Below are 19,689 nucleotides of genomic sequence, written 5' to 3'. Positions count from 1 at the left end.
CCTTTCCAGTCAGCCAAGGATGCCAGAGATCATGCTGAAATCTGTTCTGCCGCAGCAGATGACCGGCGGCGCCGCGATCGTCGAAGCGCTGATCACCAACGGGGTCGATACCGTCTTCGGCTTGCCCGGCGCCCAGATGTACGCCTTCTTCGATGCGCTGCAGCAGCGCTCGGATACGATCCGGACCTTCGGCGCCCGGCATGAGCAGGCCTGCGCCTACATGGCCTTCGGCTATGCCCGCTCGACCGGGCGGCCCGGCGTCTATTCGGTGGTGCCGGGGCCGGGCATGCTCAACACCACCGCGGCGCTCTCCACAGCGCTCGGCTGCAACGCGCCGGTGCTCTGCATCACCGGCCAGGTGCCTACCGCCTTCATCGGCCGCGGCCGCGGCCATCTCCACGAATTGCCGGACCAGCTGGCGACGCTGCGCACGGTGACCAAATGGGCGCAGCGGATCGAGCGGGTCGAGGACACCGGCGCCATCCTCGCCGAGGCGTTCCGGCAGATGCTGAGCGGGCGGCCCGGGCCGGTCGCGGTCGAGATGGCCTGGGACGTGATGGCCGGGGCGGGGAGCGCGCCCGAAAACTTCCCCGCGGCGACACAAGATGCAGCCCCGGTCGCGGACGAGGCTGCGATCGAGGCCGCGGCGCGAGCGCTGCTCGCGGCCCGCTCGCCATTGATCATGCTGGGCACTGGCGCGCAGGATGCCGGCGCCGAGATCGCCGCGCTGGCCGAAGCGGTCGGCGCTCCGGTCGCGGCCTTCCGCGGCGGACGCGGCGCCATCCCGGAGGACCACCCTTTCAGCCTGTCCTCCTATGCCGCGGCGCGGCGCTGGCAGCAGACCGATCTCCTGCTCGGCATCGGCTCTCGCCTGGAAGCGCCCTATATGCGCTGGGCCAACCCAATGAGCTACGTGCAGGATCCCGGCGAGGCGCGCCAGCTCATCCGCATCGACATCGATCCCAAGGAGATGGAGCGGCTTGTGCCGACGATCGGCATCGTCGCCGATGCCAAGGCAGCCGTCTCGGCGCTGCTCGCGGCCGTGCGCCGCCTCGGGAGTTCAGCGGCACCGGAGCGGGCAATCGAGCTGCAGCAGCTGTGCACATCGGCCAGAGCTGAGACCGAGCAGGTCCAACCCCAGCTCTCTTATCTTGATGTGATCCGCGAGGTCCTGCCGCGCGACGGCTTCTTCGTCGGTGAGCTCTGCCAGGTCGGCTTCACCTCCTATTTCGGCTTCCCGGTCTACGAGCCGCGCACCTATGTCAGCGAAGGCTATCAGGGCACGCTCGGCTTCGGCTTCCCGACGGCGCTCGGCGTCAAGGTCGCCCATCCGGGTCGCGCCGTAGTCTCGGTCACCGGCGATGGCGGCTTCATGTTCGCGGTGCAGGAACTGGCGACGTCCGTGCAGGAGCGGATCGGGCTGGTCACGATCCTGTTCAACAACAACGCCTATGGCAACGTGCTGCGCGACCAGACCAACAGCTTCGGCGGCCGCGAGATCGGCTCGGCGCTGGTCAATCCCGACTTCGTCCGGCTGGCCGAGAGCTTCGGCGTCAAGGCACACAGCGTGACGTCGCCGACGGCGCTGAGGCCGGCGCTGTCGGAGGCGATCGCCTCGAACGAGCCGACCCTGATCGTCGTCGAGGTCGAGCGCGGCTCGGAAGCCTCGCCCTGGCCGTTCATCCATCCCCGGTTCGACTGACCGGCGGCTAGTTCCTTTTTCATCGTGGGGTCGGATGCCGTCGCCTGCACGCGACGGCAAGCGGGGACCTGCGCCGAAACGCGATTGTTTGATCTGGGAGAGAAGCACGATGAATGCTCCAGTTGACGCCGCGACGATCGCCGAGGCGATCGAAACCGATCTCTTCATCGACGGGGCCTTCCGGCCGGCGAGTGGGGACGAGCGCTTCGATGTCGTCAATCCGACTACCGGCAAGGCCATCGCCAGGGTGGCGGCCGCCGGCGAGGCGGATGTCGATGCCGCGGTCCAGGCCGCCTATCGCCAGTTCGATGGTGGCCCATGGTCCCGGTTGAGCGGCGGCGAACGCGGGCGGCTCCTCTACCGGCTTGCCGATCTGATCGAGCGGGATGCCGCGCTGATCGCCGCGATGGAATCGCTCGACAACGGCAAGCCCTTCGGCATGGCGTTCCATGCCGATCTGCCCAACCTGATCGACACCTTCCGCTATTTCGCGGGCTGGGCCGACAAGCTCGAAGGCCGCACCATTCCGACGGCCGGGGCGTTCGGCCGTCCGACCTTTTCCTATACGATCCGCGAGCCGCTCGGCGTCATCGGCGCGATCGCCGCCTACAACGCTCCGACGATGTATGTCGGCTGGAAGGCTGCGGCGGCGCTGGCGGCAGGCAACACCGTCGTGCTCAAGCCGGGCGACGAGGCGCCGCTGACCTCGCTCTACATCGCCAGGCTGGTCGAGGAGGCCGGCTTCCCCGCCGGTGTCTTCAACGTCGTCACCGGCCTTGGCCCCGTTGCGGGCACCGCGCTGGTGCGCCATCCGCTCGTGGCGAAGCTGAGCTACACCGGCAGCGGCACCGTCGGGCGCATCCTGGCCCGGGAGGCGGCGGAACTGCTGAAGCCGATCACCCTCGAACTCGGCGGCAAGGCGCCGATGATCGTCCTGGCCGATGCCGACCCGGCTGCGACCTTGCCGGTGCTGGCCATGGGTTTGCTCGCCAATCAGGGCCAGATCTGCGCCGCGGGAACGCGCATCCTGGTGCATCGCTCCCGGATCGGCGACATCGCCGATGGGCTCAAGGCGATCATGCAGGCGCAGGTCCTGGGCGATCCGCTCGATCCCGTGACCACGATGGGGCCACTGACCACGGCGCGCTCGGTCGAGCGTGTCATGCGCTATGTCGAGGCCGGCAAGAGCGAGGGGGCGGAACTGATCAGCGGTGGGCGGCGTCTCGATCGCGAGGGCTTCTTCGTCGAGCCGACGCTCTTCCTCGGGACCAACCAGCAGAGCATCGCCCGCGACGAGATCTTCGGGCCTGTCGGCACGCTGATCCCGTTCGACAGCGAGGATGAGGCGATCGCGCTCGCCAACGATAATCGCTACGGCCTCAACGCCGGCATCTTCACGCGCGATCTCGCCGCGACGCATCTGCTGGCGCGCCGGCTGCGGACCGGCGCGGTCTGGGTCAACGGCTTCGGGCTGATCGATGCGCGTCTGCCCTGGGGCGGCGTCAAGGAGTCAGGCTATGGCCGCGAGAACGGGCGCAACGGGCTCGACGACGTGACCCATGAAAAGGTGGTCACTGCGCTGCTGTGAGCGAGGTGAGAACGCAGCTCCAGCGTTCCCGCTTGGCTCTCGGCCCTAGACCCGATCGAGGGCCGGCGGCAGGACCTTGCCGGGGTTCATGATGTTGTCGGGATCGAGGCTCGCCTTCAGCGTCCGCATCACCTCGACGGCGGCGTCGCCGTGCTCGCGGCGCAGGAACTTCGCCTTGCCGTAACCGACGCCGTGTTCGCCGGTGCAGGTGCCGCCGAGATCGATGGCGCGGTTGACCAGGAGGCCGTTCAGCCGCTCGGCCTCGCGGATCTCGTCCGGCGAATCCATCCTGATCAGGAAGCCCATGTGGAAATTGCCGTCGCCGACATGGCCGAGGGCGGTCACCGGGAAGGGCGCATCCTTGGCGTGCTCCCTGATCTCGGTGATGCAGGTGGCGAGCTGCGAGATCGGCACGCAGGTGTCGGTGCCCCAGCTGCTGGCGCCGGGGCGCAAGGCGAGCAGCGCGTAATGCAGGTTGTGCCGAGCTTGCCAGAGCTTGCTGCGCTCCTCGGCGCTGGCGGCAAAGCGCCAGCCTTCGCCGCCATGGCCTTCGGCGAGCGCCTCGACCATCTGTGCCTGCGAGACCACAGCCGCTTCCGTGCCGTGGAATTCAAGGAAGAGTGCGACTGTCTCGGGATAGCTCAGATTATTGTGGCGGTTGATCGCGCGCATGCAGGTCTCGTCGAGCAATTCGACGCGGGCGACCTGGACGCCGCACTGGATCGTCTCGATGGCGCAGGCAACGGCGCTGGCGACGTCCGGGAAGGAACAGACCGCGACCGAGCTCGCTTCCGGGATGCCGTAGAGCTTCAACGTGATCTCGGTGATGACGCAGAGCGTGCCTTCCGAGCCGACGAACAGGCGGGTGAGATCGTAGCCGGCCGAGGATTTGCGCGCCCGGCCGCCGGTCTTCACGATCGTGCCGTCGGCGAGCACCACCGTGAGCGCCAGGACGTTGTCCTTCATCGTGCCATAGCGCACCGCATTGGTGCCGGAGGCGCGTGTCGCGGTCATGCCGCCGAGCGTGGCGTCGGCGCCGGGATCGACCGGGAAGAACAGGCCGGTGTCGCGCAAATGCTCATTGAGCTGCTTGCGAGTGACGCCGGCCTCGACCGTGCAGTCGAGATCCTCGGCGTTGACGGCGGTGATCGCGTTCATGCGCGAAAGGTCGATGCAGACGCCGCCATGCAGCGCGACGACATGGCCCTCGAGCGAGGTGCCGGCGCCGAACGGGATCACCGGCACCTTGGCCTGATGGCAGAGCGCGACGATGCGGCTGACTTCCTCGGTGGTATGGGGATAGCAGACGACGTCCGGCGCCTTGGCCGGATGATAGGATTCGCCATGGCCGTGATGCTCGCGCTCGCTGTCCGAGGTTGAGCAGCGCGGGCCGAGAAGCTCACGCAGAGACGCGGTAAGTCCGTCGAGGGCGGGATGCCGAGAGGTGCCGGGCGTGGTGGCGGGGGCGTTCATGGGGTCTTCGATCCTCGTGCACGTCTTCGGCGCGGCTCGGATGCAATCTCGACTGGCGCATGACCTTGCGCCACAGCCGATGCAGCATGAGCGCTCTGCACCGTTGGGGGAAGTGCGGCGTCAGGCCGAGTGGTCGCGCCCGGCGACGCCGAGCAGGTACTGGCCATAGCCGCTCTTCGACAGGGCCTGACCGAGCGCGCGCAATTGCTCGCGATCGATCCAGCCGTTCTCGAAGGCGATCTCCTCGGGGCAGGCGATGCGGAAGCCCTGGCGGCGCTCCAGCGTGCGCACGAATTCGGAGGCCTCGACGAGGGAGTCGGGCGTGCCGGTGTCGAGCCAGGCATAGCCGCGCCCGAGCCGCTCGACGCTGAGCGCGCCGCGTTCGAGATAGGCGAGGTTGACGTCGGTGATCTCGAGCTCGCCGCGGGCCGAGGGCTTCAACTTGCGGGCGATCTCGACCACCTCGGCGTCATAGAAATAGAGGCCGGTCACCGCCCAGTGCGAGCGCGGGACCTTGGGTTTCTCCTCGATCGAGAGCGCCTTGCCGGCGGCATCGAAGGAGACGACGCCATAGCGCTCGGGGTCGCTGACCCGATAGGCGAAGACGGTCGCACCGCTGGTGCGGGCGGCGGCGCGGTGCAGGACGTCGGTGAGGCCATCGCCATAATAGAGATTGTCGCCGAGGATCAGGGCGGAGGGGCCGCCGGCGACGAAATCGGCGCCGATAAGATAGGCCTGCGCCAGCCCTTCCGGCCTGGGCTGCACTGCATAGGACAGCTTGAGGCCCCAGCGCTCGCCGGTGCCGAACAGCGCCTCGAAGCGCGGGGCATCCTCCGGCGTCGAAATGATCAGGATCTCGTTGATGCCGGCGAGCATCAGCGTCGAGAGCGGGTAATAGATCATCGGCTTGTCGTAGATCGGCAGAAGCTGCTTCGACGTCACCATGGTCATCGGGTGAAGCCGGGTGCCGCTGCCGCCGGCGAGGATGATCCCCTTCATCGATAGCTCCTTCAGCTTCGCGATTGCGCGAGCAGCGTGGCGACGCAAGTCTCGACCGAGTCCTGCCAGGGCGGCAGTTGCAGGCTGTGGCGCTGCGCGAGCAGGCTGCAGTCGAGCCTGGAATTGGTCGGCCGGCGGGCGGGGGTGGGGTAGTCGATCGTGGCAATGCGCCTGACGGTGGCGCTCGGCCCGCCGAGAGCTGCCGAGGCGGCGAAGATGGTCTCGGCGAGATCGGCCCAGCTCGCCTCGCCGGTGCCGGCGGCATGGAAGACGCCGCGCAGCGAGGCATCGCCGGGGCGGGCGACGAGCGCCTTCGCGACCGTGATGATCGCGTCGGCGAGGTCGCGCGCGCTGGTCGGCGAGCCCAACTGGTCGGAGACGACGCCGAGCTCGTTTCTCGTTTCGGCGAGGCGCAGCATGGTCTTCACGAAGTTGCCGCCATAGGGGCTGTAGACCCAGGCGGTGCGCAAAATGGTGTGGTCACGCGTCGCGGCCGCGACTGCGTCCTCTCCGGCCAGTTTGGAACGGCCATAGGCGCCGAGCGGAGCGGTCGGATCGTCTTCGCGCCAGGGGCGCGGCGCCATGCCGTCGAAGACATAGTCGGTCGAGATCTGGATCAGCGGCACGCTTAGGGCCGCTGCCGCTGCGGCCACAGCACCGGCGCCGGCGCCGTTGATCCGCATGGCGAGCTCCGGTTCGGTCTCGGCCTTGTCGACAGCGGTATAGGCGGCGGCGTTGACGATGCAGTCGGGCCTTGCCGCCGCGAGAGCCTGCTGAACGCCTTCCGGCTGCGCCAGATCGAGCTCGGGCCGGCCGACCGCGATGACCGTGACGCCGGCCGCCCCGGCGTGGGCGAGAAGGGATTGGACGACCTGCCCGGTCCGTCCGGTCACGGCTATGCGCATCGGGCCTTCGCCATCGGAAGCATGGCGGCCGGTCTAGAGCATGCGTCCGGTGGGCTCAACCCGCGGCCTCGAAGCGGCGGGCCTCTTCGCAGAGCCAGGCGACCAGCGTGTCGAGGGCCGGGCTGCGTTCGCTCTGCGAATTGACGGTCAGCCAGCAGCCGGTCGCGCTGTCGAAATCGAGGCCGAGCGGATTGACCAACGCGCCTGAAGCCAGCTCCTCGGCGACATAGCAGCGCGGCGCGAGCGCGACGCCGAGCCCGGCGACGGCGGCGCGGATGATCACGGAATAATAGCCGTAACGCACGGTATGGGCCGGCACGGCGCCCCGCAGGCCGTGCGCCTCGGTGAACTCGGCCCAGAAGGCCGGCATCTGGAAATGCTGCAGCAGCGTCATCTTCTGGATGTCGGCGGCACGGGCGAAGCCGCCCAGGCGTTCGAGCGCCGCGGGTGCGGCGACGAGCGCGACCCGGCGGCCGAAGAGATAATGCGACTCGCGATCCGGCCAGGGGCCGAAGCCGTGGACGATCTCGAGATCGGCCTCCTCGATCTCCTTCTCGCTGACGAAATTGGTGAACTGGACGTCGATCTCGGGATGGGCCTGGGCGAAGTCCGGGAAGCGCTCCATCAGCCAGCGCTCGCCGGCGATGGCGATCATGTGCAGGCGGATCGGCCGGCCGATCGCGGCACGTTCGGCGAGGCGGCGGGCACCGCGCTCCATCTGCTCGATCGCCGCCTCGGCATAGGGGCGATAGATCGTGCCGGCTTCAGTCGGTTTGAGCCCGGCCGGGCTGCGCTCGAACAGTTCCGTGCCGAGATGGTCCTCCAGCGCCTGGATCTGCTTGGAGACGGCGCTCTGGGTCAGGTGCACCTCGCCAGCCGCCTTCGCCGTCGAACCGAGGCGGGCGACGGCAAGAAAGACCCGGAGCGCCGTGGTCGATGGCGGGAGGTTGCGACCGGCCAAGCAGATATTCCTTCAGCGACTACCCTTGAGGAGATCGTTTCGTTTGCCGGTTGTGCGGTCAAGGGGGCAGTGTTTTCCGTAAGGGGAGAGCATCATGAACCAGACCACGCGTCTCTGGGGCGGCCGTTTTCGCAAGCCGCCGGATCCGCGCATGATGAAACTGTCGAGCGCGGCCGGCGCCCATGCCCGCCTTGCGCCGCAGGACATCGCCGGCGGCAAGGCGCATGCGGCCGAGCTCGAGCGCGCCGGGCTGCTTAGCCAGGACGAGTTCAAGACGATCGTCGCGGCACTCGAGGCGATCGCCGGTGATCTCGCTGCCGGGACGCTCGCGCCGGACGAGAGCGACGAGGACGTCCATACCTTCATTGAGCGCGTGCTGACCGCACGCATCGGCGCAACCGGCGCCAAGCTCAGGGCCGGGCGCTCGCGCAACGACCAGGCCGCCAACAACCTCAAGCTCTATCTGCGCGCCGAGGCGCGGACCATCGGCGCGATGCTGGCCGAACTGCTCGATGCGATCGCCAGCCAGGCCGAGCGGCACGCAGCCTCGGTCTGCCCCGGCTTCACCCATCTGCAGAGCGCCCAGCCGGTCACCTTCGGCCATTGGCTGATGGCGCATGGCCAGGCGCTGTCGCGCGATGCCAGCCGCCTGCAGGACTGGGAGAAGCGCTCCTCGCTCTCGCCGCTGGGTGCGGCGGCGCTCGCCGGCTCGGCGATTGCGCTGACGCCCGAACTCAGCGCCAAGGCGCTCGGCTATGACGGCCCTTGCGAGAACTCGGTCGACGCCGTCGGCGCGCGCGACCATGTCGCGGAATTCCTGTTCGTTGCGGCGATGCTGGCGACCAACCTGTCGCGATTGGCGGAGGAGGTGACGCTCTGGACCTCGCGCCAGTTCGGCTGGGTCGTGCTCGACGACGCCTTCGCGACGGGCTCCTCGATCATGCCGCAGAAGAAGAATCCTGATATCGCAGAGATCTCGCGCGGTCGGGCGGCGCGCCTCACGGGCGATCTCGTCGCCATGCTGGGCGCGCTGAAGGGCCTGCCGCTGGCCTATAACCGCGACCTCGCCGAAGACAAGCGCGCCGCCTTCGACGCGGTCGACGTGCTCGGCGAAGTGCTGCCGGCCTTCGCCGGGCTGGTCGCGACGATGGAGGCACGTACCGACGTGATGCGGGCGCAGGCGGGTGCCGGCTTTGCGCTCGCGACCGAAGTCGCCGATCATCTCGCCCGCAAGGGCGTGCCCTTCGCCGAGGCGCATGAGATCAGCGGCGCGCTGGTGCGCTATTGCGAGGAGATGGGCCGCGAGCTCGAAGGGCTGGAGCCGGTGGAATTGCGTGCGATCGATCCGCGCCTCGACGAGAGCGTGCTGACAGTGCTGACGCTTGATGCGGCAGTGGCGGCACGCAGCGGCCATGGCGGCACCGCCCCTGCCAGGGTCGCCGAGCAGATCGACCGTTTCCGCGTCTGGCTCGCCGGCTTCGCGCAATGGACGAGGGAGGGCGCGGCATGAGCGATATAGCCCGTACCATGCCGGATCGCGGCTTAGCCGAGATCGCCGGCCTGACCATCGTTCCCAAGCGCTTCTACGGGCGCTGGGTCGCCGCGGCGGCGATCCTGTTCGTGCTGGCCTGGGTGGTGAAGGCGTTTGCTCAAGGGCAGATCGCCTGGCCGGTGGTGGCGCAGTTCTTCACCGCGCCGGCCATTCTCGCCGGCCTCGTCAACACGCTGATCATGACCGCCTGCGCCATGGGGCTCGGCATCGTGCTCGGGGTCGTCTTCGCGATCATGTACATGTCGCCGAACCCGGTGCTGCGCGGCGTCGCGCTGTTCTACATCTGGTTCTTCCGCGGCACGCCGCTGCTGCTGCAATTGCTGCTCTGGTTCAACCTGGCGCTGGTCTTCCCGACGATCGGCATCCCCGGCGTGATCGAGTGGCGCACCATCGACGTGATCGGCCCGTTCATGGCGACGCTGCTGGGGCTCGGCATGAACCAGGGCGCTTACACCGCCGAGGTCGTCCGCTCCGGCATTCTCTCGGTCGATGTCGGCCAGACCGAGGCCGCCAAGGCGATCGGCATGACGCGATTGACGACCTTGCGCCGGATCGTGCTGCCGCAGGCGATGCGGGTGATCATCCCGCCGGTCGGCAACGAGGTGATCAGCATGGTCAAGCTGACCTCGGTCGCCAGCGTGATCCAGTTTTCCGAAATCCTGCGCAATGCGCAGAATGTCTATTACGCCAATGCCCGCGTCATCGAATTGCTGATCGTCGCGGCCGGCTGGTACCTGCTCGTCGTCACCCTCCTGCAGATCGGCCAGTTCTTCCTCGAACGCGCCTTCTCGAAGGGCAGGGGCGAGCGCCGCGCCAAGCCGCAGGTCGCCGAGGAGGCCGCCGCGTGACCGCCTTGTCCCCGATCGTCGTCGCCGCCAGCGTCACCAAGCAGTTCGGCCGGCTGAAGGCGCTGAACAATGTCTCGCTCTCGGTCATGCCGGGCGCGGTGCAGTGCATCATCGGCCCGTCCGGCTCGGGCAAGTCGACGCTGCTGCGCTGCATCAACCAGCTCGAGAAGATCGACGCCGGCGCGATAACGGTCGCCGGCGAGCTGATCGGCTATCGCCGCGTCGGCAATGAGCTGCACGAGCTCAGCGACGTCGAGATCGCGCGCCAGCGCCTCAAGACCGGCATGGTCTTCCAGCGCTTCAACCTGTTCAACCACATGACCGTGCTGCAGAATATCGTCGAGGGGCCGCTCACCGTGCTGAAGCGGCCGCGGCGCGAGATCATCGCCGAGGGCATGGCGCTGCTCGAGCGCGTCGGCCTCGCCGAGAAGCGCGATGCCTACCCGATCGAGCTCTCCGGCGGCCAGCAGCAGCGCATCGCGATCGCCCGTGCGCTGGCGATGAAGCCGCAACTGATGCTGTTCGACGAGCCGACCTCGGCGCTCGATCCCGAGCTCGTCGGCGAGGTGCTGAACGTCATGCGCGACCTCGCCGCCTCCGGCATGACCATGATCGTCGTCACCCATGAGCTCGGCTTCGCCCGCGAGGTCGCGAACGACGTCGTCTTCATGGACAAGGGCGAGATCGTCGAGCAGGGGCCGCCGCAGCAGGTGCTGGTCGCGCCGAGCCAGGCCCGGACTCGCGACTTCATCGCCGCCGTCCTCAAGTGAATCCAAGCCTATCGAATCCAAGCAAAGACAAGAGGGAGACCATCATGCTTCGCCTTTCGCTCGCCGCCGCGCTGCTCGCCGGCACCGCGCTCGCCGCCCAGGCCCAGGCTCTGCCCGACCGGATCAAGACCGCCGGCAAGATCGTCATCGCGACCCAGCCGAACTATGCGCCGATCGTCTACAAGGACCCGGCGACCAACACGATGGCGGGTTTCGACTACGAGCTCGGCGAGGCGATCGCCAAGGAACTCGGCGTCAAAGCCGAGTGGCAGGACACCGCCTTCGCCCAGATGCTGCCCTCGCTGGCGACCGGCCGCGTCGACATGGTGATGGCCGGGATGAGCGATCTGCCGGCGCGGCGTGAGACGGTCGATTTCGTCGACTACATGGTCTCGGGCGCGCAGTTCTACACGGTCACCGCCTTCGCCTCGACGATCAAGTCAGTCGACGATCTCTGCGGCAAGAGCGTCGGCGCCAGCCGCTCGACCAACTGGCCAAAGCAGATCGGCGAGTGGAGCGACGCCAACTGCGTCGCCAAGGGCAAGCCGGCGATCACCGTGGTCGGCACCGAGGGCTCGGTCGACGCCCGCACGCAGCTCAAGACGCAGCGCCTGCAGGGCGGCGTTCAGGGCAGCGAGACGATGACCCACTTCCAGAAGCTCGAGCCGAATACTTATATCCCGCTCGGCGAGCCTTTCACCCGCTCGCTCACCGGCATCCCGTTCCCGAAGACGGCCGAGGGCGGTCAGCTCCGCGACGCGGTCAAGGGCGCGCTGGAGCGGCTGCAGGCGAACGGCACCTATGACGCGCTGGTCGCCAAGTACGTCCAGCCGAGCAACGTGCTGAAGCCGATCTCGGTCAACAAGGGCGAGTGATCGCTTGACCCTGCCGGCCTCGGCGGCTTCGCTGCCGTCGATGCCGGCGGCCTCCTTGCCGGAGCGCCAGCGAGGATAGCGTGCTGACCTTCCGCCAGATCGAGGTGTTCAAGGCGGTGATGCAGTGCGGCAGCCTCGCCGGCGCCGCACGCGAGTTGCGCATCGCGCAACCGACGGTGACGCGGATGATCCTGCGCATGGAGGATCAGCTCGGCGCCAGGCTTTTCAACCGGGTCCGTGGTCGGCTGACGCCGACGCAGGAAGCCTCGCGTTTCCTCGCCGAGATCGACCGTGCCTTCGAGCAGATGCGCTCGGCGGTGGAGCGGGCGGCGCAAGCGGCGCTGCCGGAGCGCTCGGTCTTCCGCTGTGGCGCATCGCCCAGCATCGGCCGCGGGCTGGTTCCTGCCGCGCTGGCGCGTTTGCTTGCGCGCATGCCGACGGTCTCGCTGCAGCTCGACATCCTGACGGTCAGCCAGGTGCTGCCCTATCTGCTTGACGGCTCGGCCGATGCGGCAGTGACACTGTTTCCGGTCATGCATCACGAGGTGGTCAGCACGCCCGTCGGCAGCGGTCGGCCGGTGCTGCTGATGCCGGCTGGCATGGACGATGTGCCCTCCGGCGAAGCTAGTCTCGCCAGCCTCGCCGATCGTGCCTGGATCGTCTTCCAGCCGCGCTCCGTCCATGGCGACATGGCGGCCGGCATCCTCTCGGATCATGGGCTGAGGCCGGCCCGGACGCATATGGTGCGCTTCGCCGAGACGGCGGTCGCGCTGGTCGAGGCCGGGATCGGCGTCTGCATCGTCGACGAGTTCTCGGCGCGTGCCGCCGACATGTCGCGTTTGCGCTGCCTGCCGGTGCCGACGAACCGGCGCTACGAGGCCTATCTGCACCGCCCGCTCGCGGCGGGTGGCGAGGTGACGGAGCAATTCGAGCATTGCCTGAAGGATGAGCTGCAAGCTGGTTGTATGTCCTGAGGCTATAGCTCAGGAATACAACGTCGCTTGAAGTGGCCGGCCCGCTCCGTTTGAGTGCGCGCAGAAAATCCAGGGAGGATTCCAGCATGCAGAAGCGTCAGCCGGCCGTGAGCCGGCGGTTCGTCCTGTCCGGCATGGCGGCCACGATGGCCTGCCCGGCTCTGGCGCAATCCTACCCGGCCAAGCCCGTCACCCTGATCGTCACCTTTGCGGCCGGCGGCGGCGTCGACGTGACCGCGCGCCTGATCGCTGAATCGCTCAGCCAGATCCTCGGACAGCGCGTCATCATCGACAATCGCGGCGGTGGCGCGACGATGACGGGCACGCAGGCCGTGACCAAGGCCGATCCCGACGGCTACATGCTGCTCGCCGCGCCGACGACGATGGTGATCAATCCGGCGCTGCGGGCCAGCATGCCCTTCGACTGGCGCAGCGACCTCGTGCCGATCGGGCTGATGGCGAAGCTGCCCTTCGTGGTGGTGACCCGGCCGGATTCGCCGGTGAACACGATGAAGGACCTCGAGGCGCTGGCGAAGAAGCGACCCGAACCCGTGCTGTTCGCTTCGGGCGGCACCGGGACCGTCGCCCATCTCGCCGGCGAGCTCTTCGCCATGCGTACCGGTAGCAAGATGCAGCACGTGCCCTATCGCGGCGAAGGGCCATCGCTCGCCGACGTCGCGGGCGGGGCGCTCGACGTCACTTTCGCGACGCTGGCGGCGGTCGCGGGGCAGGTCGAGGGCGGCTCGCTGAAGGCCCTCGGCGTCACCACCAGCGAACGCGCCGGGCTGCTGCTGAAGGTGCCTACCGTCGCCGAGCAGGGCTATGCCGATTTCGACGTCTCGGCCTGGGTCGGTCTGATGGCGCCGAAGGGCACGCCGCCGGCGCTGACGGAGAAGCTGCGCGCCGCGCTGGCGACGGCGCTGGGCGACACCGAATTGCAACGCAAGCTCGCGGCCAGCGGCTCGATTCCTGCTGCTGTCGGCTTCGACTTCGACGGCTTCCTCAAGCGCGAAAGCGAGATCTGGAGCAAGGTCGTCAAGGAAGCCGGCGTCAAGGTCGACCCGTAGGCCTGCCGGAATGCTTGCCATCCGCAAGGCCGCGCCGGAGCCGGGGCTTGTCTGCCGCGAGATCGAGGCTTCCTCTCTCGGCCATGACGACGAGGTGCTCGTCCGGGTCGAGGCCGCCGGCATCTGCGGTACCGATCTGCACATCGCCGACTGGACGCCTGGTTATGAGGCGATGGCGAGCGCCATGCCGGTCACGCTCGGCCATGAATTTGCCGGCAGAGTCGAGCGTGGCCCTTTCGCGTGGATCGGGCGGCGGGTGGTGGTCAGGCCCTCGGTGACCTGCGGGCGTTGCGAAGGTTGCCGGCAGCGCGGCGAGGACGGCTGCACGGCGCGCACCGGCATCGGTATCCGCCGCAATGGCGGCTTTGCCAGCCTGGCGAGCGTGCCGGCGCGCAATTGCGTGCCCGTGCCCGACGAACTCGACCCGGAGCTTGCGGCGCTGACCGAGCCGCTGACTGTCGCGGCGCAAGCGGTGGCGCGTGCCGGCGTGGTCGCGGGCAAGCGCGTGCTCGTGCTCGGGCCGGGGCCGATTGGGCTCGGCGTCGCGCTCTTCGCCGAACGGGCTGGAGCGGCCACGCTGACGATCGCCGGGCGTGACGATGCGGCGAGGCTGGCTTGCGCTCGCGCGCTCGGTTTCGCCGATACCAGGGACGCGCTCGCCGATAGCGAACCGTTGGCACCCGCCGGCTTCGATGTGATCTTCGAGGCGACTGGCGTGCCGGAGGTCGCGAGCGCGGCGCAGTGCCTGCTCGCTCCGGGCGGCATTCTCGTGATCTGCGGCATCCACGCCCGGCCGGCCAGCTTCGATCTGACCGCGATGGTGCGGCTGGAGCAGAGCGTGGTCGGTTCCTATCGCGCGCCGGTGGCGCGCTGGGGCGAGGTGGTCGCGGCAATCGCCGCTGCGCCGGAGCGCTTTCGCAAGCTGATCAGCCATCGCCTGCCGCTGAGCGAGGCGCTGGACGGCTTCGCCCTGATGCGCAGCCGGGCCGCAATCAAGGTGATGCTGCAGCCATGAGTTTCACCGCTTCAGGAAGCAGTGCTTTCCTCGTCTTCGCCAACGATGTCGTTTCCGAGCAGCGCGAGGCCTATGAACGCTGGCATGGCGGCCACCATGTCCCGCAGCGGCTGACGGTGCGGGGCATCCTGCGCGCCACACGCTATCGGACGAGCAGCGGTTTGCCGGAATATCTCACGGTCTACGATCTCGCGGATATCGCGGTGCTCGCTTCGCCTGATTATCGCCGGCTTGCCGAGCAGCCCGATGTGGTCACGGAGGCGATGCGGCCCCATTTGCGCAATCCGCTGCGGCTCGCCTGCCGCGCTGTGGCCGGCGCCGATTGCCCGCATGGTGGGGTTCTCATCATGCTTCGCATGGTCGATGCGAGCGCCATGCGAGCAGCTGAATGGCTGGAGACCGAGAAAACCGCGACGATCCGGCTCGGCAGGGCCGCGCCCGATGCCGGCGGGCATCCGATCATGAAGCAGGTGGGCATGCCGGAGGAGGCGGTCGCGCTCGTCTTCGCCGCAACATCCGGGGCGGCTCGGGCCATGGTCGAAGGTATGCGAGATGCAGTGCAGGTCGAGGCTCTGTCGGCTCCCGGCTCGGGCCTGATCTATGAGCGGATCGAGAGCTTTCCCTGACTGGGCCGGCCGGCACCAGCTGCGCGATGGCGGAGTTTGTGTTATACGGTTTGTATAACGCCGCTCAGGGAGCACGCCATGAACAAGCCCGAGAAGCCTGCCGGCGAGCAGGCCATGGTCCTGCAGGTCCGCAAAATCGGCAATTCGGTCGGCATCATCCTGCCGAAGGAATTGCTGGCGCGGCTGAAGCTGGCGGAAGGCGACAAGCTGACGGTGGTCGAGCAGCCGGAAGGCGCATTCAAGCTGACGCCGCATGACGACCTGCACGAGCGCACCATGGTGATCGCGCGCAAGGCGATGAAACAATACGCCAATGCGCTGCGCGAGCTGGCGAAGTGACCGAGCCGTTCTGGCTCACGCCCGACGTCGTCGCCGATATCCATTCAGAGCAATTGGCGCTCTTCGGTGGTCCGGACGGCATTCGCGACCAAGGGCTGCTGGAATCGGCTCTGGCGCGACCGATCAACCGTTTCGCCTATGGCGAGACCGACATGGCGGCGCTGGCTGCGGCCTATGCCTTCGGCATCGCCAAGAACCATCCCTTCATCGACGGCAACAAGCGGGTCTCGCTGCTGGCGCTGGTCGTGTTTCTTAGGCTGAACGGGATCGAGTTCGCGCCTGGCGAAGCCGATGCAGCAGCCATCATCCCCGCGCTCGCGGCCGGCGAGGTCGAGGAGGAGGGGCTGACGCGCTGGATCCGCGACAACTGGCCGAAGGATGCGCCCGCATGACCACGCCGATCTGGATCGAGGCCGCGATCAACGGCCCCTGGGGCAAGGAGCGCCAGCCCGGCATCCCGATCGCGATTCCCGACATCGTCGCCGACGGGATCGCTGCGGTCGAGGCCAGCGCGGCGATCGTCCATCTGCATGTCTATGACACCGAGACCGGCCGCCAGCGCGACGATTGGGAGCTCTATGCGCAGGCGATCGAGGGCATCAGGGCCAAGGTCGACGCGATCGTCTATCCGACGATCCCGATCCTCGGCTCGGGTTATGCCGGCGATATGATCGGCTCGGGCCGATACACGCATCTGGAGGAACTGGCGAAGCGTGGCCTGGTCGAATGGGGCGTGCTCGATCCCGGCTCGTGCAACTGGACGACCTTCGCCGGCATTCCGGATGGAGAGCCGGGCTTCATCTACCAGAACCCCGGCGAGCATATCCGCGAGGGGATGGCGGTCGCCCAGGCGCACAGGATCCATCCGAGCTATGCGATCTACGAACCCGGCTTCACCCGGCTCGGGGCGGCGCTGGCCAAAGCCTATCCCGGCATGCCAACGCCGATCTACCGGCTGATGTTCTCCGACGCCTTCGCCTGGGGCTTCCCGCCGAAGCCCTATGCGCTCGAAGCCCATCTTGCGCTGCTGGCGGATTGCGCGCCGCAGGCGCCAGTGATGATCGCGGGGTTGGGCGTCGACCTCAGCGAGATCATTCCGCCGGCAGTCGCGCACGGCGTCCATATCCGCGCCGGGCTGGAGGATGCGCCCTTCGGCGAGAGCCGCAGCAATGCGCAGCTGATCGCCGATATGGTCCGCAAGGTCGAGCGAGCCGGTGGCCGGCCCGCAAGCGTGGCGGAGATCAGGGCGAGCCTAGCGGCTTGACCGAAGTGGCGGCGATCGCCGCCAGCGGTTAGCCTCTTGCGTTTCCGGTATGCGAGGGGAACGCCATGGCGTCGGTGACGGTCGAGCTGCGCAATGTCGAGGGCACGCAGGCGGCGATGGGCTGGGCGGGTGCGCATACTATCGTCGTCGATCGGCCGGAGGGCAGGGCCGGTGGGATGGGGCTCGGCTTCAACGGTGCGCAATTGCTCGCGCTCGCTCTGGGCGGCTGCTTCTGCAACGATCTGCGTTACGCGGCGCATGAACTCGGCGCGGCGCTCGGGCGGATCGCGGTCTCGGTCACGGTCGAGCTGGAAGGCTCGCCTTTGCTGACCAAGGCGGCGGCGATGACGGTCGAATGCGAGATGCAGGACGGCTCAGACGCTGCTGCCGTCATCGAAAAGGCCAAGGCGATCTGCATGGTCGCCAATTCGCTCGGCCGCGGCTTTCCGGTGGCGATCGCGCAGGCCGGGCGCGCCTGAGACAGCGTGTCGGCTGGCTTTCCCCGGCAGAGCGCCTACATCGGGTGCAGCCCGTCACAGCGCCGTGAGCCTCAATGTCCGAACGCGATAGCGAAGCCAACCGATTCTCCGCTCGCGCGGCGCGCTACGCCCGTGTCGGCGCCAATGTCGGGGGCGTGGCGGCGCGCATCGCCGGTACCAAGCTGTTCGGACTGGAAGGCCGCAACGCCACCAATGCCGAGGCGCTGGCGAAGGCGCTCGGCGGGCTGAAGGGCCCGCTGATGAAGGTGGCACAGCTCGTCGCCACCATTCCCGACGTCGTGCCGCCGGAATACACCGCCGAGCTGCAGAAGCTGCAATCGGAGGCGCCGCCGATGGGCGCGGCCTTCGTCAAGCGCCGCATGCAGGCCGAGCTCGGCGCGAATTGGCGCGAGCGCTTCGCCGAATTCGACTTGAAGCCGGCGGCGGCCGCCTCGCTCGGGCAAGTGCACCGGGCGACCGCGCTCGACGGCGCTCCGCTCGCCTGCAAGCTGCAATATCCCGACATGGAATCGGCGGTCGAGGCCGATATTTCCCAGCTCGAGATCCTGTTCGGTTTGCACCGGCGCATGGGGGCGGTGATCGACACCAGCGAGATCGCCAAGGAGATCAGCGCCCGCGTCCGCGAGGAACTCGACTATCGCCGCGAGGCCAAGCATGTCGCGCTCTACCAGAACATGCTGGCTGCCACGCCCGAGGTGCGCGTGCCCGATGTGGTGCCGGAGCTGTCGACGCGGCGGCTGCTGACCATGGGCTGGCTCGAGGGCGACAAGATCCTCAACCACAAGCAGGCGAGCCAGGAGGTTCGCGACCGGATCTCGACCGCGATGTTCCGGGCCTGGTGGCGGCCGTTCAGCCATCACGGCGTGATCCATGGCGACCCGCATCTTGGGAACTACACGGTCTTCCAGGACGGCGGCGAACCTGAAGGCATCAACCTGCTCGACTATGGCTGCATCCGCATCTTCCCGCCGAGCTTCGTCGGCGGCGTGGTCGATCTCTATCGCGGCCTGCTCGAAGGCGAGGAGGCGCGCGTCGTCCACGCCTATGAGGTCTGGGGCTTCAAGGGGCTCAACAAGGAGCTGATCGACACTCTCAACATCTGGGCGAAGTTCATCTACGGCCCGCTGCTGGAGGATCGCACGCGCCGCATTGCCGAGGGTGTCAAACCGTCGGAATACGGCCGCAAGCAGGCGTTCCAGGTCCACTCGGCGCTGAAGGCGCGGGGCCCGGTGACGGTGCCGCGTGAGTTCGTCTTCATGGACCGGGCCGCGATCGGGCTAGGGGGCGTCTTCCTGCATCTCGACGCGGAGCTGAATTTCCACCGCCTGTTCGAGCAGGAGATCGAGGCTTTCAGCGTCGCGCGGGTGGCAAGCGAGCAAAGTGCGGCGCTGGCGGCAGCGGGCCTCGGGAGCTCCTGACCGACGGAATCGTCAATTCCGCGCCTCTCCGGCACAATCCCTCGGCGGAGGGATGCAATGCCGGACGCGAGCAAGGACGAGACGCAGCAGCGGCGCGATTATGGCCTGTTCGTGCGGCGTGGCGCCGGCGGGCTCGCGCTCCAGCTGTCCGACGAGGGCGTCGCACTCGTCGGCGAGCGCTTGATCTGGACGGTCGATAGCGGCGAGGATTCGCGGCCGCTCTCCGATATCAGCGGCGTGCATCTGTCGGTCGCGCACATCGCCCGGCATGGCGATTTTGGCTCCTGCCAGATCCGCTTTGGCGCGGCGCCGCCGTTGCAGGTGGTCGGCAGCACGGCCTTCGGCTTTCCAGATGAGCAGCGTGACCCCGTCTATGCCGCCTTCATTCGCGATCTGCATGCATCCCTGGCGGTGATGCCGGTGGGAACAGTGCGTTTCTCGGCCGGGGTGAGCGAAGGGCAGCTCCAGTTCATGCAGGTGATGCTCGTCATCGCCGGGCTGCTTTTTGTGGCGTTGCCGCTCGCCCTGCTGCTGTTCACCTGGGAGCCGAGCATGATCGTTGCGGTCGCTGTCGGTGGCGCGTTCATCGCCGGATTCTATGGTTGGACGCAAAAGAACCGTCCGCGACATTACGATCCGCGACATATTCCATCCGAACTGACGCCATAGGCGGCTTGTGCTCTTGGTTTCTTGCGATTCAATCGATTGAAATTAGTTTCTCGCCCAAATAATGTGCCGGTAAATCACAGGCCTGCCGATAAAGTGGGCTTGCAGCAGCTGCCGCTCCGTTGCCGACCCTTGGCAGGTGCGGTA

20 protein-coding genes are annotated in these 19,689 nt (G+C 67.8%); 16 read left to right on the top strand and 4 right to left on the bottom strand.

Annotation, left to right across the window (positions count from 1 at the left end; translation table 11 throughout):
- Positions 1-31: 31 nt before the first annotated feature.
- The gene (locus ACSQ3M_RS14825) at positions 32-1,702 is read left to right on the top strand and encodes a thiamine pyrophosphate-dependent enzyme (RefSeq protein WP_436150830.1); all 1,671 of its coding nucleotides are present in this window, start codon (positions 32-34) and stop codon (positions 1,700-1,702) included.
- A gap of 109 nt (positions 1,703-1,811) precedes the next feature.
- Positions 1,812-3,290 carry an aldehyde dehydrogenase family protein gene (locus tag ACSQ3M_RS14820; RefSeq protein ID WP_436150829.1) on the top strand — a complete coding sequence of 493 codons (1,479 nt, stop codon included), beginning with the start codon at positions 1,812-1,814 and terminating at the stop codon, positions 3,288-3,290.
- A gap of 45 nt (positions 3,291-3,335) precedes the next feature.
- On the opposite strand, the gene ACSQ3M_RS14815 is transcribed toward ACSQ3M_RS14820, so the two are convergent.
- From ACSQ3M_RS14815 to ACSQ3M_RS14800, 4 genes are all read right to left on the bottom strand, one after another.
- Positions 3,336-4,763 carry an FAD-binding oxidoreductase gene (locus ACSQ3M_RS14815; RefSeq protein WP_436150828.1) on the bottom strand — a complete coding sequence of 476 codons (1,428 nt, stop codon included), beginning with the start codon at positions 4,761-4,763 and terminating at the stop codon, positions 3,336-3,338.
- 120 nt (positions 4,764-4,883) lie between these two features.
- Positions 4,884-5,762 carry a glucose-1-phosphate thymidylyltransferase RfbA gene (gene rfbA / locus ACSQ3M_RS14810; RefSeq protein ID WP_436150827.1) on the bottom strand — a complete coding sequence of 293 codons (879 nt, stop codon included), beginning with the start codon at positions 5,760-5,762 and terminating at the stop codon, positions 4,884-4,886.
- An 11-nt stretch (positions 5,763-5,773) separates the two neighbouring features.
- Positions 5,774-6,667 (bottom strand): dTDP-4-dehydrorhamnose reductase, encoded by an 894-nt coding sequence (rfbD, locus tag ACSQ3M_RS14805; protein ID WP_436150826.1) that lies wholly within the window; start codon positions 6,665-6,667, stop codon positions 5,774-5,776.
- A 55-nt stretch (positions 6,668-6,722) separates the two neighbouring features.
- Positions 6,723-7,628: a LysR family transcriptional regulator gene (locus tag ACSQ3M_RS14800; protein ID WP_436150825.1), complete on the bottom strand. Its 906-nt coding sequence runs from the start codon at positions 7,626-7,628 to the stop codon at positions 6,723-6,725.
- A 94-nt stretch (positions 7,629-7,722) separates the two neighbouring features.
- On the opposite strand from ACSQ3M_RS14800, the gene argH reads away from it, so the two are divergent.
- The 14 genes from argH to ACSQ3M_RS14730 all read left to right on the top strand — a co-directional run bounded on the left by argH (position 7,723) and on the right by ACSQ3M_RS14730 (position 19,545).
- Positions 7,723-9,138, top strand: a complete 1,416-nt coding sequence (gene argH, locus ACSQ3M_RS14795; RefSeq protein ID WP_436150824.1) for an argininosuccinate lyase — start codon at positions 7,723-7,725, stop codon at positions 9,136-9,138.
- Positions 9,135-10,028 (top strand): amino acid ABC transporter permease, encoded by an 894-nt coding sequence (locus ACSQ3M_RS14790; RefSeq protein ID WP_436150823.1) that lies wholly within the window; start codon positions 9,135-9,137, stop codon positions 10,026-10,028. The genes argH and ACSQ3M_RS14790 overlap by 4 nt, the downstream gene beginning before the upstream one ends.
- A gap of 5 nt (positions 10,029-10,033) precedes the next feature.
- Positions 10,034-10,798 carry an amino acid ABC transporter ATP-binding protein gene (locus tag ACSQ3M_RS14785; RefSeq protein WP_436150974.1) on the top strand — a complete coding sequence of 255 codons (765 nt, stop codon included), beginning with the start codon at positions 10,034-10,036 and terminating at the stop codon, positions 10,796-10,798.
- A 44-nt stretch (positions 10,799-10,842) separates the two neighbouring features.
- The gene (locus ACSQ3M_RS14780; RefSeq protein ID WP_436150822.1) at positions 10,843-11,673 is read left to right on the top strand and encodes an ABC transporter substrate-binding protein; all 831 of its coding nucleotides are present in this window, start codon (positions 10,843-10,845) and stop codon (positions 11,671-11,673) included.
- Positions 11,674-11,753: 80 nt separating this feature from the next.
- The gene (locus tag ACSQ3M_RS14775) at positions 11,754-12,647 is read left to right on the top strand and encodes a LysR family transcriptional regulator (RefSeq protein WP_436150821.1); all 894 of its coding nucleotides are present in this window, start codon (positions 11,754-11,756) and stop codon (positions 12,645-12,647) included.
- 86 nt (positions 12,648-12,733) lie between these two features.
- Entirely contained in the window at positions 12,734-13,714 is a 981-nt protein-coding gene (locus ACSQ3M_RS14770) for a Bug family tripartite tricarboxylate transporter substrate binding protein (RefSeq protein WP_436150820.1), read from the top strand.
- Positions 13,715-13,724: 10 nt separating this feature from the next.
- Positions 13,725-14,729: a zinc-dependent alcohol dehydrogenase gene (locus ACSQ3M_RS14765; RefSeq protein ID WP_436150819.1), complete on the top strand. Its 1,005-nt coding sequence runs from the start codon at positions 13,725-13,727 to the stop codon at positions 14,727-14,729.
- On the top strand, positions 14,726-15,355 hold the full coding sequence (locus ACSQ3M_RS14760; protein ID WP_436150818.1) for a hypothetical protein: 630 nt from the start codon (positions 14,726-14,728) through the stop codon (positions 15,353-15,355). The genes ACSQ3M_RS14765 and ACSQ3M_RS14760 overlap by 4 nt, the downstream gene beginning before the upstream one ends.
- A gap of 78 nt (positions 15,356-15,433) precedes the next feature.
- Positions 15,434-15,694: an AbrB/MazE/SpoVT family DNA-binding domain-containing protein gene (locus tag ACSQ3M_RS14755; RefSeq protein ID WP_436150817.1), complete on the top strand. Its 261-nt coding sequence runs from the start codon at positions 15,434-15,436 to the stop codon at positions 15,692-15,694.
- A complete protein-coding gene (locus ACSQ3M_RS14750) occupies positions 15,691-16,086 on the top strand; it encodes a type II toxin-antitoxin system death-on-curing family toxin (RefSeq protein ID WP_436150816.1) in 396 nt (131 codons plus the stop codon). Before ACSQ3M_RS14755 ends, ACSQ3M_RS14750 begins: the two co-directional genes overlap by 4 nt.
- Positions 16,083-16,958, top strand: coding sequence for a 3-keto-5-aminohexanoate cleavage protein (locus ACSQ3M_RS14745; RefSeq protein ID WP_436150815.1), 876 nt, complete (start codon positions 16,083-16,085; stop codon positions 16,956-16,958). Before ACSQ3M_RS14750 ends, ACSQ3M_RS14745 begins: the two co-directional genes overlap by 4 nt.
- A gap of 65 nt (positions 16,959-17,023) precedes the next feature.
- Positions 17,024-17,437, top strand: a complete 414-nt coding sequence (locus ACSQ3M_RS14740) for an OsmC family protein (protein ID WP_436150814.1) — start codon at positions 17,024-17,026, stop codon at positions 17,435-17,437.
- Between the two features lie 74 nt (positions 17,438-17,511).
- Positions 17,512-18,876, top strand: coding sequence for an ABC1 kinase family protein (locus ACSQ3M_RS14735; protein ID WP_436150813.1), 1,365 nt, complete (start codon positions 17,512-17,514; stop codon positions 18,874-18,876).
- Between the two features lie 57 nt (positions 18,877-18,933).
- Entirely contained in the window at positions 18,934-19,545 is a 612-nt protein-coding gene (locus tag ACSQ3M_RS14730; RefSeq protein WP_436150812.1) for a hypothetical protein, read from the top strand.
- Positions 19,546-19,689 lie beyond the last annotated feature (144 nt).

It is taken from the genome of Allobosea sp. LjRoot90, from assembly GCF_964254315.1.
Lineage (GTDB): Bacteria > Pseudomonadota > Alphaproteobacteria > Rhizobiales > Beijerinckiaceae > Allobosea.
Note: the sequence above shows the minus strand (reverse complement) of the source record. Positions and strands in the feature narration are given on the sequence as shown.

Bases quoted from the DNA above. Each gene is read 5' to 3' on its own strand.
- ACSQ3M_RS14825 (WP_436150830.1), top strand. From the start codon at position 32: ATGCTGAAATCTGTTCTGCCGCAGCAGATGACCGGCGGCGCCGCGATC.
- ACSQ3M_RS14820 (WP_436150829.1), top strand. From the start codon at position 1,812: ATGAATGCTCCAGTTGACGCCGCGACGATCGCCGAGGCGATCGAAACC.
- ACSQ3M_RS14815 (WP_436150828.1), bottom strand. From the start codon at position 4,763: ATGAACGCCCCCGCCACCACGCCCGGCACCTCTCGGCATCCCGCCCTC.
- rfbA (WP_436150827.1), bottom strand. From the start codon at position 5,762: ATGAAGGGGATCATCCTCGCCGGCGGCAGCGGCACCCGGCTTCACCCG.
- rfbD (WP_436150826.1), bottom strand. From the start codon at position 6,667: ATGCGCATAGCCGTGACCGGACGGACCGGGCAGGTCGTCCAATCCCTT.
- argH (WP_436150824.1), top strand. From the start codon at position 7,723: ATGAACCAGACCACGCGTCTCTGGGGCGGCCGTTTTCGCAAGCCGCCG.
- ACSQ3M_RS14790 (WP_436150823.1), top strand. From the start codon at position 9,135: ATGAGCGATATAGCCCGTACCATGCCGGATCGCGGCTTAGCCGAGATC.
- ACSQ3M_RS14780 (WP_436150822.1), top strand. From the start codon at position 10,843: ATGCTTCGCCTTTCGCTCGCCGCCGCGCTGCTCGCCGGCACCGCGCTC.
- ACSQ3M_RS14770 (WP_436150820.1), top strand. From the start codon at position 12,734: ATGCAGAAGCGTCAGCCGGCCGTGAGCCGGCGGTTCGTCCTGTCCGGC.
- ACSQ3M_RS14765 (WP_436150819.1), top strand. From the start codon at position 13,725: ATGCTTGCCATCCGCAAGGCCGCGCCGGAGCCGGGGCTTGTCTGCCGC.
- ACSQ3M_RS14760 (WP_436150818.1), top strand. From the start codon at position 14,726: ATGAGTTTCACCGCTTCAGGAAGCAGTGCTTTCCTCGTCTTCGCCAAC.
- ACSQ3M_RS14755 (WP_436150817.1), top strand. From the start codon at position 15,434: ATGAACAAGCCCGAGAAGCCTGCCGGCGAGCAGGCCATGGTCCTGCAG.
- ACSQ3M_RS14745 (WP_436150815.1), top strand. From the start codon at position 16,083: ATGACCACGCCGATCTGGATCGAGGCCGCGATCAACGGCCCCTGGGGC.
- ACSQ3M_RS14740 (WP_436150814.1), top strand. From the start codon at position 17,024: ATGGCGTCGGTGACGGTCGAGCTGCGCAATGTCGAGGGCACGCAGGCG.
- ACSQ3M_RS14735 (WP_436150813.1), top strand. From the start codon at position 17,512: ATGTCCGAACGCGATAGCGAAGCCAACCGATTCTCCGCTCGCGCGGCG.
- ACSQ3M_RS14730 (WP_436150812.1), top strand. From the start codon at position 18,934: ATGCCGGACGCGAGCAAGGACGAGACGCAGCAGCGGCGCGATTATGGC.